The sequence below is a fragment of the Vibrio sp. SCSIO 43132 genome (assembly GCF_019904195.1).
In the GTDB taxonomy this organism is placed as follows: domain Bacteria; phylum Pseudomonadota; class Gammaproteobacteria; order Enterobacterales; family Vibrionaceae; genus Vibrio; species Vibrio nigripulchritudo.
In genome coordinates this window covers 281149-295070 of sequence record NZ_CP063200.1, presented here as the reverse complement: position 1 = coordinate 295070, position 13922 = coordinate 281149, and the positions used below count along the sequence as shown (strand labels likewise).

Below are 13922 nucleotides of genomic sequence, written 5' to 3'. Positions count from 1 at the left end.
TATGAAAACCATGTTCCAACTTTTGCTGCGCTTGATTGTGGCCGCGGTAATCGCCCCATTGTCGTTTCAGGTTATGGCATCGGATCACCGCAGCCCGCTTGATCCACCAGAAATCTGGAGAGAAGAAGCCCGCCTAACTGACCTGTTCTTCTGGAAAGAAGAAGACCATTACATTATGGCACTAACCTTTTTCCGCGATGTTGATAGAACGGAAAACCCCGACTTTAGCGAACTGACTTACTACATCCACTGGGATCTGGACGCGGATGTAAAATTCGACAGCGAATTCGATAACATGCTTTACGGTGGTACGGTCGAAAACAGCGAAAACATCAAAGAAGATGCCACCATCAGCTTTAAAATGAACGACGACTTAACCCTCAAATCGTGGGAATCAGAAGGCTTAAAAAATCAGGAAGGTATTGAAGTGTTTACCGGGTTGCGAGCGGATCCGTTTATTTTCCCGCTCACAAAGGGATACAACGTGATGGGTTTTGTGGTCAAAATTCCAGTCAGTTCCTTCCCAGAGGATCAACGCATCTTCACCCTTTGGGCAAACTCCATTCTTGGCGACAGTCATCCCCATCAGGTGGATCACGCTGGTCGAGCGCTGCGAACCTTTCAACCTCGCATGCAAAAGCTGAACTTTCTTCCGCCGCATTTGCACGTTGAGTGGATCAAAACTCAGCCTACGTACAGCAACTCCAACACCGAAGGTATTCGCCCGTTCGATTACCACCCCGATGTGGTGATTTACGATTCAAGTCGACCAGCTAAATACCCGAATGGTCGCTATATCGAAGACGATTTGATCCCGACATTGTGTGAAGCTTCAGACTGTGTCACCTATGAGCGCACCATTATTTTTGGTGGCTGGCCAAGACGCACAACGCCGTTCAAACCTTTCTTGTCAGACTTCCCGTACCTAGCGGAACCGTATGAGAAGTAGAAGCTATTGCTGATTGGTAAGATTTAAAAATGTCAGAGCCGATTCATTTGGCTCTGACATTTTTTATTTGTTCGCGTCTTTAGGGAAGGTTAAGAACTTTGAAGATTGAGCTCCGCAACGAAGTCATACGCATCGCCGCGATAAATGGATTTGGTCAGTTCTACGACTGAACCTGAAGCCAGGTAAGACACTCGGGTAACCTGCAACCCAGCCACACCTTCATTCACTTCTAGCAGTTGTGCATCCTCTTCATTCAGGTTGGATGCCATGATGTGCTGAATTGCCCGCACGGGTTTTTGGTCGAGTTCATCGAGCACCGCGTAAAGCGAGTGCTGCACTTTCATAGGATCATTCAGAATGGATTGAGGTAATACCGCCCGTTCTATTGCCATTGGTTGCCCATCAGCAAAACGTAGGCGTTCTAAACGCACAACGGACTCCGAAGGGCTGATGCCCAACGTCATGATTTCTTCGGGTGACGGTTTAACAACTTGTCGTGACAACCACGCAGAACTGACTTCCATACCACGACTTGCCATGTCTTCAGTGAAAGACGTCAGCCGAGAGAGCGACTGTTCCACACGCGTCATTCGTTCAGCAACTACAGTGCCAGCTCCCTGACGTTGATCCAGATATCCGTCTTCAACCAGAGGAGCAAATGCTTTTCTTACTGTGACTCGTGAAAGACCAGTGATCTTTGCAATTTCACGTTCTGACGGCAGTTGAGTACCGGGAGGTAATGATCGATCCAGAATCGCACGCTCCAACACCTTCTTCAGTTGCAGGTAACGAAGCCCACCACTTTCAGTCAGCCAGTTGGAAGGATCTAGGACATCCGAAACGTTCATTCAAAGTGCTCCCGTCGAGGTATTCAAGGTTATAGAGGTTATCCCATCCAGAACATTTCCTTTGGGCTCTGCAAATATGGCTTGATAAGACTCAGGCATAAGTGGCTGATAAAAAGTGGCTAAACCACCGTTCATACATAGGTTCCCTGTTTTTTGCGCATTCAGAAATTCAAGGATTTCAACCAACCTTGAAACAGAGGAACACACCAGCTGCCGCGCGACCGGGTCCCCCTTCTGATAGGCGGACACAATGTCGGATGCAAACTCGGCGCAGTCTTTAGGAGAAGCCTGAAGCGAGAAGTTCACCAAATTCCGAATTTGGCTGTCAAATTTCGCGAATGTCTTATCAATCAAGGGGCTGGAAGGTAACATACCGTCGTGAACATTTACAACATAGCGCATAAGGGCTTTTCCTAGCGCCGCACCACTGCAATCGTCAGAAAGAAACAGCCCCCAGCCACCAACACGCTGATATACACCATTCTGCTGCGACAGAAAAAACGACCCAGTCCCAATGCTTGCAACAACGCCATCTTCATCACCCAAAGCCCCTTTTAAAGTGGCTTCAAGATCAGAACAAATCACCACCTGAGCAAAATTCAGGGATTCTCGCAGCTCTCCAACCCGATCACTGCTTTCAGCTCCCGCAAGGGCAAGCCCGATGATATCCCCTTTACTTTGATTAAGTGCACGCCCGGCTTCTGCATAAGCTTGGGAAATACCTTCCATGATATTTTGTCTTGCGACTTCAAAATTAGTCGCCACATTTGCTGAGCCTGTCTGCACCTGACTCAGTACGCGACCACTCTGGTCTGATAACCGCACAATGCATTTCGTACCACCACCATCGACGGCAATAACAAAGGGGGAATCCACGTCGTGCATATTGCTCCTTTCAGTCAGATTCTCTCAAGATACGACTTGAGTATTTGTAATACCTATAACAATACCAAATATGATGTTTAACACACTTTTTGCGCCAATTCGATCAATAAATAGACAAATGGTATTTTAAAGGTATTATCAAAAACAGAGTAAAGGGAGTCAAATTTGCGCGTACGTATTGGTAAAGCCGTCACAAACGTAGCGCAGTTGGATGAAAGAAAACCGGCTAGTCGCTGAATTAGCTGTCTGAACAAGGAAGTAGAAAATGAATCGATCAAAATTGACTACTCGCACCATTCTTGCTGCCGCTGCCCTGTTGTGCAGTGCTTCCACTTTTGCCAAAGCTGAGCTCGATTTCTGGAGCTGGCGACAAGAAGACGCCAAAGCCTACAACGAGATCATCGCGGCATTTGAAAAGTCCAATCCGGATATTTCAATCAACTACACCGCTCATGAAGCGAAGAGCTACGCCACTGTATTAACCACGGCGCTCACGGGCGGAGCAGGACCCGACATCATCCACACCCGAGCCTACGGGGCATTTGAAAGTGTTGCCGCACCCGGTTACCTCGAACCGTTAAATGGCAAAGTAGACCTTTCCGGCTTCTCCAAAGACGAACTGTTAGGGGTGACACTCCGCTCTGATGGCAAGGTGTATTCCGTACCTATGGCATCGCAGACCATTCTTGTTTACTACAACGCGGATTTGCTGGCGGCTCAGAAGATTACCCCACCCACCACCTGGGATGAGTTTGTCGCAGCAGCGAAGAAACTAAAAAGCTCGGGCATCATGCCTTTAGCCAACGGCACTAAAGACGGATGGACGGTGGAAGTCATGTCGGGCGCGTTTATGCCTAACTTTTACGGCGAATCGTTTTTTGGCGAAGTGACCGCAGGTTCGACCGACTTTGAAGATGCGCGTTACGTCGATGCTATGGAGAAATTCGGCGAACTGAGAGAATTCCTGCCTCAGGGTCATGAAGGTGTCGATTACGCAACCATGAAGCAGCTATTTACATCTGGTGCTGCAGCTATGTTTGTTGGTGGTTCCTGGGAGATCGCTGGCTTTAGAAAAGCGGGAATCAATTTCGACATCATGCCGGGACCAGCAGCGAAAGCGGGGGATTCCCAAATGGTCGCAACCTGGCTCGACGGCGGCTACGCGGTTAACTCTGGCTCTGAAAACAAAGAAGCAGCACTCAAATTTGCCCGCTTCCTGGCGACGCAAGAATTCGGACAAATGCTTACCGACAAACTGGCCAATGTTGCCGCAGTAGACGGGGCAGTGTCTTCTGATCCAATGCTGGCGAAAATATCTGAGTTTCATGGCAGCGCAACACCATACATCATGCTGGTAGGTTATCGCTTTAAGAAACCAACAGGCTCCACACTGCTACAAAATGGTTTGCAGGAACTGATGGCAGGTAAAAAATCTGCGGCTGCCGTGGCAAAAGAAGTGTCTGACGGCATTAAAGCGTCAAAATAATAAACATAAAACAAATAAGAACGCAGTCCGGTTTTCCACGCAGATGATATTGATGAAAAACACTCATCATGTCGCTGGAAAGTCAGACTCGTTTTCTAAAGGGTTTATTTAACCTGAAATCGGGATAAGAGGTTAGCTAATCCTTTAAAATAAATGAAAATTTTCTATCTAGACATTCTAATGAGAAATTTTCACTTAAGACAAGGCGAAACCACGAACCAATAACAGGTTATTGGGAGAGGGTTCAACGCAGTATTAAGTGAAAAGAGCCATTAGAAAGCAAGTTGTTATCCCGAGTTCAGGTTATTTAGCTTTGCTGTAAGGAGAAATGAGTGGCAGGTATTGAGTTGCGCAGTGTGAAAAAGCGCTTTGGTGATGTTGAAGTCATTCCGGGGGCAAACCTCAGCATCAAAGACAACGAGTTTGTGGTATTTGTAGGACCTTCAGGCTGCGGAAAATCCACTCTATTACGCCTTCTGGCAGGGTTAGAAGATCTTACCGATGGTGCGATTGAAATCGATGGCGACCGAGTCGATCACCTTCCTCCTTCAAAACGCGGGCTGGCAATGGTATTCCAGACTTATGCACTCTACCCGCACATGACGGTTTATCAGAACATGTCATACGCGCTGAAAGTAGCGAAAGCCCCCAAAGCAGAAATAGACCAGAAGGTTCGGCAAGCCGCAGAGATTTTGCAGTTAACCGACTACCTCGACCGCAAACCCAAAGCACTCTCGGGTGGTCAACGTCAGCGGGTGGCGATTGGTCGTGCGATTGTTCGCAACCCAAAAGTATTTCTGTTTGACGAACCCCTGTCTAATCTGGATGCCAAGCTGCGCGTGCAAATGCGCATCGAGATAACCAAGCTTCATAAACGCCTAAATGCCACCATGATATACGTGACCCACGATCAGGTTGAAGCCATGACCATGGCAGACAAAATTGTGGTTCTTAAAGATGGCGTTATCGAGCAGGTGGGTCCCCCATTAGAACTTTATAAAAAGCCTAACAACCGATTCGTTGCCGGGTTTATTGGTTCACCAGCCATGAATTTCTTTCCTGCGGAGATCCTGGGCAAAACCGATAGTGGAGTAACGTTAAAGCTGGAAGGCTGCGACGATGCCATTCCGTTTCCGTGCTCTGACCCAAGCTCTCTCATATCGGGGGATAAAGTCACGTTTGGTGTCAGGCCAGAGCACGTTGTGCTGGAAGGGCAATCCGACGGTCAGGTAAGCGGCGAAGTGTATGCAGTGGAAAGGCTCGGCGGAGAAACCTACCTGTATGCCATGTCACCGACGGGGCAAGATATCACGGTTCATGCACCCGGCGATCAGGAGTTTGAGGTTGGCGAAACCATAAAAATCGGATTCCTGATCGAAAACTGCCACCTGTTTGACTCCGACGACAACGCGGTGCGATAAGGGGGAGTTCATGAAAGAAGACGATCTCGTTATAAAGCGCGAAATAGCGCGGCGTAAACGTAATCGCAGGCTCTGGCTTGCGTTCTTACTTTTTCCTCCTGCGGCGATTCTGTTTGTGTTCGTTTTTCTGCCAATGGGATCGGCGCTGTGGTACAGCGTTTACGACTGGAATGGTCTGATACGAGGAGAGTTTGTCGGCCTTCAAAATTTCAAAGACGTACTGCTCGATCCGAATCGCAACTGGTATCTGTTTAATGCGTTAAAGAACAATGTGATTGTGTTTGTCACTCTGATGATCATTCAGAATGGCATCGCTTTGATCCTCGCACTTCTGCTGGCACGCGATCCAAAAGGCGGGCGGTTTTATCAGGTGGTGTTTTTCCTGCCTGTGATTCTTTCCACAGTCATTATTGGTTTCCAGTGGAAAATGTTCCTTAACCCGTTTTTTGGTCTGATAAACAAAGGGCTGAATTTCATCGGACTCAACGAGTGGGCATTGCCCTGGCTGGGTCTAACGGAAACCGCCTTGCCCTCTATGTTACTGGTCAATGCCTGGGCCTGGGTCGGTTTTCCGACTCTGGTATTTCTTGCAGCCATTCACCGTATCCCCAAAGATTTTATTGAAGCCGCTCGACTGGATGGTGCGAGTGAATGGCAGATCGCCAAAGACATTATCTGGCCTCTGATGGCACCTGCGGTCACCATTATTGTGGTGCTGACATTTATTGGCTCGTTTAACTGGTTCGAACTGCCATTCATCATGTCTGGGCTGGAAGGCTCTCCTTCCTATTCAACTGACATGCTGGGGCTGCTTTTCTACCGAACAGCATTTGGCTCGGTAAGCGCTGGTGGCACGGAATTTGGAGCAGGGTCTGCACTCGCGGTGCTGATCTTTATTTTTATCTTTGTCTTCTCAATCATCGCGACCAAGTTACTGACGGCGCGTGAAGTTAAGATGGATTAGGAGGCAGAAATGAAACAGGCAAATACAAGTTCGCTCGAACAATGGCTTATTCATATCTTTCTGGGTGCAGGTGCACTCATCATGCTGTACCCGATATTAATGATGGTTCTATCAGGGTTCAAAACCAATCCGGAGATTTTTTCTACGCCATTTTCTCTGCCGAACAGCTTTAATCTGGATAACTTCAATGTCATCTGGAACGAAACGGATGTACCCAGATACTTCCTCAACTCCATCATTGTGACGCTGCTTTCGGTCGTTTTCCTCTTAACCACTGGAACCATGGCCGCGTATGCGATTGCTCGCTACCGATTCAGTGGCTCTTTGATGGTATCTCTGTTCTTTTTATCCGGGCTGATGCTACCACTTAGGCTGGCGATTATCCCGCTGTTTATCCAGCTCAAATATCTGGGGCTGGTAGACAGCTTAGTCGGGCTGATCTGCATCTACACCGCAATGAGCTTGCCCGCCACCGTGTTTATTCTGACCGGGTTCTTGCGAACACTCCCCAAAGATTTGGAAGACAGTGCACGCATAGATGGCGCAAGTGAACTGAGGATCATGATTCAGATTATGGTGCCGTTGATTTCCCCTGCGTTGGTGATTGCAGGTATCTACAACGCCGTCCCCATCTGGAACGACTTCTTCTTCCCGCTTATTTTCATCCAGTCACCTGAATGGAAAACACTGGCGCAAGGCTTAACCGCATTCTTTGGCGAGTACTCAATCAACTATGGCGTTCTTTATGCCGGATTAACGCTTGCGGCATTGCCGATGATCGTCATATTTATTGTCCAGTCACGTCGCTTTATCGCTGGCATGACAGCAGGCGCGATTAAGTAGCCACCTAAATCAGATTACTTTCAAAACAAAAGAAAACGCTCTTGAATCATCAAGAGCGTTAGCTATTTCATTCCTATATGAGGGGGAGGAGGGTGAATGAGTTAGCTTAATAATGTCATGTCTATCTTATGGTTTTAATTCTTAAATCGGGTTCGTATTAAAGACTCTGCTGTGCCTCCAATGCGGAACGAATGAAGCCGTTATGCTCTTTAAGACGCGATTTCGCCTGTTCTGCATCCAGCCCTGCGAGAATCATAAAGATGGCGGTTTTGCATTGACGACCACACTGCTCAAGCGCCTGACTAGCTTCATCCGCCGAAACCCCAGTCGCCTCTATAACAATATTGATTTGCCTTTGAACCAGCTTGGCATTGTTGGCTTCAACATTGACCATCAGGTTTCCAAACACTTTTCCGCTGCGAATCATTGCTCCTGTGGTGAGCATGTTCAGCACCAGTTTTTGTGCCGTCCCCGCTTTCATTCGCGATGACCCAGTGACGACTTCAGGTCCTACAATGGGCGTGATTGCGATGTCGGCAACGTCTGCCATTGCACTCGCCGCATTGCAGGAAATCGATACCGTGGTCGCACCCAATTCATTCGCGTAGTCCAGACCGCTAAGCACGTAGGGTGTCTGACCGCTTGCTGCGATACCCACGACCACATCCCGGTTGCTCAGTTTAATTTGCATCAGATCTTGTTTGCCCATGCTTACGTTATCTTCCGCATTTTCGACTGCATTCAGTATTGCCTGACGCCCTCCAGCTATCACTCCCACGACCATATCTGGTGAGGTGCCATAGGTTGGTGGGCACTCGCTTGCATCTAAAATGCCCAGCCGACCAGACGTTCCCGCTCCGGTATAAATCAACCGCCCATCATTCGCCAGCGCGTTTGTAATGGCGTCCACTGCTTCGGCGATTTGTGGCAAAACATCTTTCACTGCCAGTGCTACTTTTTGATCCTCGTTATTGATGACCTTTAACATTTCGAGAGTGGATAGTGTGTCGATATCGGCACTGTTCGGGTTGCGGCTTTCCGTCGTCAAACGGCGTAACTCGTCGCGGTTCATTCCTTGTTCTCAGCATCCTAAATTCGCCCCAATTTTATTGAATAAAATATTCAACCATAGTGATAAAAATCACAATAAAGGTTATTCTTTGTACAGCTAAACATTGGAATAATTGACAAGCTTTTCAGCCAAAACGCCTTTCATACCTAGATTATTTGCCAGTATTCATTGCATTAGATTGGCGGTCATTATTTCTTAGTTGGAATAATTTATTAGGAATTTTTTGTTATGTCCGTTATCCATCGAATTGTCGCCAGACGCACTCAACTTTCTCAAAGTGGACGTCTGGTTGGAGACTGGATTATTGAAAATTCAGAAAAGGCAGCATCACTCACCAGCCAGGAACTCGCGGCGCAGGTAAAAGTCAGCCAGTCGAGCATCGTTAAGTTTACTCAGCGAATTGGATACAAAGGGTACAGTGCATTCAAACTGGCTTTGAATGAAGAAATTGTGCGCAAACAGGCACTGGGACAAACTCCATTACACAGCAATATTCTGGCAGATGACCCGCTAGCCGTTAGCGCTCAAAAGCTCGTTAAAACCAAGACGGACGCAATGTTTCAGACCACGAATGCGTTGTCTTATGAAGCTTGTTATCAGGCAGTGAAATGGCTCGATGAAGCCCGACGGGTGCAAGTGGTAGGGATTGGCGTTTCTGCGTTAACCGCCAAAGACCTGAGTTATAAACTGCTCAAGCTCGGCATTACCACTCTGGTAGAGCAAGATAGCCACGTTCAGATTGCGGTAGCAAGAACCCTGTCTTCTAAGGATGTACAAATCGCTATCTCATTTTCAGGTGACAGAAAAGAAATTCTGGTTGCCGCCGAAGCCGCCAAAGAACAAGGCGCAAAAGTCATCGCCATTACCTCCCCGCGAAAAAGCCACCTTCGCGACACGGCAGATATTATCTTTGACACCATCGCTGACGAAACTCGTCATCGAAGCTCATCCATTGCCTCACGTACCGCGCAAAACGTTATCACAGACTTACTGTTCATTACGCTATTGCAGCAAAGGGACGAACAGGCTCGCGAACTGTTCAGTGATATAGGGACTGATATTAATCAGATTCTTACTTAGCCTAAACGCTGGAAAGAGTTTATCTAACCTTCTATCTCACTGCACAATGAGTAATACTCCTTAAATTCAACCTAAAGTTTACAATTCTATCACTTGCAAATAATAATCATTATCATGTAGTTTAATTAGTGTACATGGAACGCTAACCCGTATGTAACAGAAAAGACACGGTTAGTGGGTTTATTTTTCTAAAAGGAAATGAAACATGATTACGGATAATCGCACCCTGACTCGCGTCTTCAAAGCGCTGATCGTTACCTTCTGCCTTTCCATATTTTCTGTCTCGGCACAGCCCATAGAAGTGGTCGACCTTGCAGGTCGCTCTGTCACTATTCCAAAGGTGCCGAAGAAAATCATTCTGGGTGAAGGAAGGATGATGTATACCCTTGCGCTGCTTGAGAAAGGCAACCCCTTTGAGCGAGTGGTCGGCTGGAAAGACGACCTGATGAAATGGGATCCAGATGCCTATCGAGCCTATCTCAGCAAATTCCCTCAGGTTGAAAACATCACCAATTTAGGAAGCCCTTACGCCAATGATTTCAGCATAGAAAAGGTCATCACCCTGAATGCGGATCTTATGATTCTGAATTTAGGAAACCTGCTGAAAGCAAAAGAAACCGGGCTGATAGAGAAGCTGGAAAAGGTTGGCGTTCAGGTCATCTTTGTCGATTTTCGCCAGCGCCCGACTCAGAATACAGTGCCAAGTATTTACCTCTTGGGACAGGTACTCGGCAGAGAGAATGAAGCCAATAAGTTCGTTAATTACTATCAGAAACACATGAAGATGGTTTACGGTCGTGTCGTCTCCAAAAAAGAGGAAGACAAACCCGTCGTATTCATAGATAGAGCTGCTGGCTTTAACCCAGATAAGTGTTGCTCTACGTTCGGCAGCGCCAACCTAGGTAGATTGGTCGATGAAGCAGGTGGCATTAACTGGGGATCACGTAAATTTTCTGGCTTTAGCGGCAAGGTAAACCCAGAAGCAATCTTCGCCGATGACCCTGATGTGATTATCGGAACAGGAGCAAACTGGTCAGAAGCCAAGCCCGACACCGCAGCCGTGCTATTTGGCTATGAGGCGACGAAAGAAAAAGCCCAGCAAAGGTTGAAAAAACTGTCTGAACGTAAAGGCTGGCCAACCCTTTCTTCTGTCAAAAACAAGAAATTCTATTCCGTTTATCACCAGTTCTATAACAGTCCTTATCACTTTGTCGCTTTACTGACCTTCGCAAAATGGTTCTACCCAAATGACTTTAAGGATGTTGACCCTGAGAAGATATTTGTCGAGCTGCACGATAAGTTCCTGCCAATAGATTACAGTGGCGTATTTTGGGCAGAGCTTCACTGATTTAAAGATTTGGGTAACCTGTTCGATGCAGAGTTACCCAGATCTCTGACAATTGAGGCTGAATATGGATGTCACCCACTCTCAATCAATTTCGCAAAGTTACTTATCGCGGGTAAGAAGCAAATACTGGATACTGCTGACACTGAGCATACTTCTTACATTGTCTGTCGCAATAGATGTGAGTGTCGGACCCGGCAAGTTTGCTTTTCAGGTGGTTCTGGAAACCCTTCTGGATAGAACGGCGCATGGCGTTCAGTTGGAAGTGATCATCTGGGATTACCGACTCCCTGTTGCTCTGACCGCCATCATTGTTGGAGCCATGCTCGGGATAGCTGGCGCTCTGATGCAAACCATTCTGAACAACCCACTGGCAGAGCCTTTTACTTTAGGGGTTTCATCCGCAGCCAGCTTCGGGGCTGCTGTCGCTATTGTGATAGGTGCATCCGTCTTTCCTGTGGCAAAAGACATGCTCGTGACTATCAATGCTTTTGTGTTTGCGCTTTCTACCTGTGCCGTACTGCTGGTGTTAACCAGAATCAAAGGTGTAGGGACTCAGTCCATGGTGTTGTTTGGTATTGCCATCTTCTTTACGTTCAGCGCCCTGCTCTCAATGTTGGAATACAACGCCTCTGAATCTCAGCTGCAACGCATCATTTTCTGGATGATGGGTTCACTCTCAAGGGCAAGTTGGGAAAAAATCGGTTTGGGTGTATTGCTTCTGGTTATAGTGATTCCATTCTGCCTTAGCCGAACGTGGAAGCTCACATCACTGCGCTTAGGCGAGGAAAGTGCGAAAAGCATGGGAATAAACGTCAGCCGACTGCGCATTGAGATCCTGATTTGCATTTCACTACTGGCCGCCACCGCAGTTTCGTTTGTTGGCACGGTCGGGTTTGTCGGCTTGGTGGGACCTCACATTGCCAGACTGCTGGTAGGGGAAGATCAGCGGTTCTTTCTGCCATTGTCCGCCATCATTGGTGCATTGGTATTGTCCATCACCTCTATTGTCAGTAAATCCATTACGCCAGGAGTGATCTATCCAATCGGCATCATTACCGCTCTCATTGGTGTTCCGGTGTTCTTATCAATCATCTTCTCGACAAGAAAGGAGAGGCTGTCATGAGCCTGCGTATTGATGATATTTCGGTGGCGTATGGTGCGACGAAAGTACTCCATAACTTAACTACCCACCCCATTCAGCAAGGGAGCTTTGTTGGGTTAATCGGTCCGAATGCATCTGGGAAATCGACCCTGTTTAAGACCATAACTGGCATTAAGAAAGCCGACGAAGGAAAGATTGCCTTCAATGATCAGTCTTTGTCTGAGATGACGATAGCGCAGCGTGCTAAACACATCGCTTACTTACCTCAGTCCTACGAATGCAATGCCGCACTCACCGTATTTGAAAGCATATTGTTAGCGCTGAAGCACAATGCAAAGTGGCGTGTCACTTCTGAAGATCTTGTTCTGGTGGAGCAGATTTTAAATGAGCTGGGTATTTCCCACCTTTCAGATAAAGACCTGTCTGAACTGAGTGGCGGTCAAAAGCAAATGGCAGCAGTTGCAAGAACCTTAGTTCGAAAACCCGACATTGTTCTGCTGGACGAGCCGACCAGCGCATTGGATCTTCACCATCAGCTTTCCATAATGACGATGGTGAAAAAGAAAGCCGTTGAGGAAAACTTTACCGTTATCGCAGCACTTCACGACCTCAATCTGGCGGCAGAATTTTGCGACGAGCTCATCCTACTGCGAAACGGAAATCTGGTTGCGCAAGGTGCGCCTGAAATGATTTTGTCTCTGAAGGAATTAGGGCAGACCTACAAAGTCCATACCCAACTGGAGAAAACCCAAAGGGAATCTTTGTATGTTGATGCTCAGCTTTCTTAGTTTACTCGTTAGAGAGTGTGTCTCAAATTAAAACGGATAAAATTTATATTGAGGTTTGCTAAATATAAAAAATATGAAACAGCGCTCATTTTAGGCGAAATTTAATTCAAGATTAACCTCCGTAGCGATAGGATGCCCTGCTCGGAGGTTTTTTATAAATTCGCGACAATATATTGAATATTAACGTATTAATGCCGGTATCTTGGTCTAGATAATAACAATACACATTATAGCCTTCGAACTTCAAATCAATCTTAATTAAGGACTTTAGGACATGAAAAAGTTGGCTCTCTTGATCTCCAGCGCTTTGTTAGTTACAGCATGTGGAGGCGGCGGTAGTGGTGATGGGAACTCTTCAACAGGGGGCGGTTCAGCTAACCTTACCAAGGTAACAAACGATAGCGCACGCGGCATGAGCGGCAGTGCTAAAACCGTGGATCCAGCAGCCGCAAGAGGCGTGGTCAATAACTTTGGTTCAAGTGGTAACCAAGGCGTTTCTCAAGTAGCTAAAGCCGCATTTTATGGTATGCGTGCCGCCTCTCAATCTGAAACCGTTCCTTGTTACCGAGGAAACGGTCAAATAGTGGCAACTGTAGAACAGCAGCAAGGCGATAACGGTGTCGCGTCACTTTCAATCGATAAATGTAGCCTTTCAGATGACCTCAATATCATTGCTAACGGCAAACTTCGTATGGCAGTGAAGGATGAAGCATTCACTATTGATGGCAATTTCGTATTACGTGACGAAAACAAAGCCGAAAACCTGCTTGCTCTAAACTCACTAAAATTTGCATTTAGCGCAAAAACTGGTATCGCTTTCTCTTCTACTATTACTGCTGATGGCAATACTCACAATGTCACATTTGCCCAGACAGCGATAAGTGGACCAAGCTCTAACATTACTACTTCTCTAAAAATTGAAGGTGCAGACAGCACTTGGGTAGAGGTGGTTCGTGTTGCCGATGTCTACGGCACAGAAGCAAGTTGTGAAGTCACCCAAAGTGCGGGTCTTAGCCTGACTAAAGAAGATGGCTGTTCACTACTGCGTCTATAACGCGGTTTAGACCAGACAAAAAAGCCCAAATTGCTTCTGCAATTTGGGCTTTAATTTACATTGTAAATCCAACTTCTGGAAA

General features: G+C 47.0%; 13 protein-coding genes. 10 read left to right on the top strand and 3 right to left on the bottom strand.

Features of this window, described 5'->3' with window-relative positions; translation table 11 throughout:
- Nucleotide 1: 1 nt before the first annotated feature.
- Nucleotides 2-949 (top strand): hypothetical protein, encoded by a 948-nt coding sequence (locus INR79_RS19445; RefSeq protein WP_223099007.1) that lies wholly within the window; start codon nucleotides 2-4, stop codon nucleotides 947-949.
- An 89-nt stretch (nucleotides 950-1038) separates the two neighbouring features.
- Here INR79_RS19445 and INR79_RS19440 read toward each other — a convergent pair whose 3' ends face one another.
- Nucleotides 1039-1797 carry a GntR family transcriptional regulator gene (locus tag INR79_RS19440; RefSeq protein ID WP_004408071.1) on the bottom strand — a complete coding sequence of 253 codons (759 nt, stop codon included), beginning with the start codon at nucleotides 1795-1797 and terminating at the stop codon, nucleotides 1039-1041.
- The gene (locus INR79_RS19435) at nucleotides 1798-2682 is read right to left on the bottom strand and encodes a BadF/BadG/BcrA/BcrD ATPase family protein (RefSeq protein WP_223098993.1); all 885 of its coding nucleotides are present in this window, start codon (nucleotides 2680-2682) and stop codon (nucleotides 1798-1800) included. It abuts the gene before it with no gap.
- A gap of 265 nt (nucleotides 2683-2947) precedes the next feature.
- On the opposite strand from INR79_RS19435, the gene INR79_RS19430 reads away from it, so the two are divergent.
- The 4 genes from INR79_RS19430 to INR79_RS19415 all read left to right on the top strand — a co-directional run bounded on the left by INR79_RS19430 (nucleotide 2948) and on the right by INR79_RS19415 (nucleotide 7396).
- Nucleotides 2948-4168, top strand: a complete 1221-nt coding sequence (locus INR79_RS19430; protein ID WP_223098990.1) for an extracellular solute-binding protein — start codon at nucleotides 2948-2950, stop codon at nucleotides 4166-4168.
- A gap of 332 nt (nucleotides 4169-4500) precedes the next feature.
- Nucleotides 4501-5589: an ABC transporter ATP-binding protein gene (locus tag INR79_RS19425; protein ID WP_223098987.1), complete on the top strand. Its 1089-nt coding sequence runs from the start codon at nucleotides 4501-4503 to the stop codon at nucleotides 5587-5589.
- 10 nt (nucleotides 5590-5599) lie between these two features.
- Nucleotides 5600-6553: a carbohydrate ABC transporter permease gene (locus INR79_RS19420; protein WP_022560595.1), complete on the top strand. Its 954-nt coding sequence runs from the start codon at nucleotides 5600-5602 to the stop codon at nucleotides 6551-6553.
- A gap of 9 nt (nucleotides 6554-6562) precedes the next feature.
- Entirely contained in the window at nucleotides 6563-7396 is an 834-nt protein-coding gene (locus INR79_RS19415) for a carbohydrate ABC transporter permease (RefSeq protein WP_223098982.1), read from the top strand.
- Between the two features lie 157 nt (nucleotides 7397-7553).
- Here INR79_RS19415 and murQ read toward each other — a convergent pair whose 3' ends face one another.
- Nucleotides 7554-8468, bottom strand: coding sequence for an N-acetylmuramic acid 6-phosphate etherase (gene murQ, locus INR79_RS19410; protein ID WP_223098979.1), 915 nt, complete (start codon nucleotides 8466-8468; stop codon nucleotides 7554-7556).
- A 228-nt stretch (nucleotides 8469-8696) separates the two neighbouring features.
- Between murQ and INR79_RS19405 the strand changes: the two genes are divergently transcribed.
- From INR79_RS19405 to INR79_RS19385, 5 genes are all read left to right on the top strand, one after another.
- A complete protein-coding gene (locus INR79_RS19405) occupies nucleotides 8697-9548 on the top strand; it encodes an SIS domain-containing protein (protein ID WP_223098976.1) in 852 nt (283 codons plus the stop codon).
- A 205-nt stretch (nucleotides 9549-9753) separates the two neighbouring features.
- On the top strand, nucleotides 9754-10896 hold the full coding sequence (locus INR79_RS19400) for an ABC transporter substrate-binding protein (protein WP_223098973.1): 1143 nt from the start codon (nucleotides 9754-9756) through the stop codon (nucleotides 10894-10896).
- A gap of 64 nt (nucleotides 10897-10960) precedes the next feature.
- Nucleotides 10961-12019: a FecCD family ABC transporter permease gene (locus tag INR79_RS19395; protein ID WP_200768159.1), complete on the top strand. Its 1059-nt coding sequence runs from the start codon at nucleotides 10961-10963 to the stop codon at nucleotides 12017-12019.
- Complete coding sequence (locus INR79_RS19390; protein WP_223098970.1) at nucleotides 12016-12786, top strand: ABC transporter ATP-binding protein; 771 nt, start codon at nucleotides 12016-12018, stop codon at nucleotides 12784-12786. Before INR79_RS19395 ends, INR79_RS19390 begins: the two co-directional genes overlap by 4 nt.
- Before the next feature lie 274 nt (nucleotides 12787-13060).
- Complete coding sequence (locus INR79_RS19385) at nucleotides 13061-13840, top strand: hypothetical protein (protein WP_223098967.1); 780 nt, start codon at nucleotides 13061-13063, stop codon at nucleotides 13838-13840.
- The last annotated feature ends 82 nt before the right edge of the window (nucleotides 13841-13922 follow it).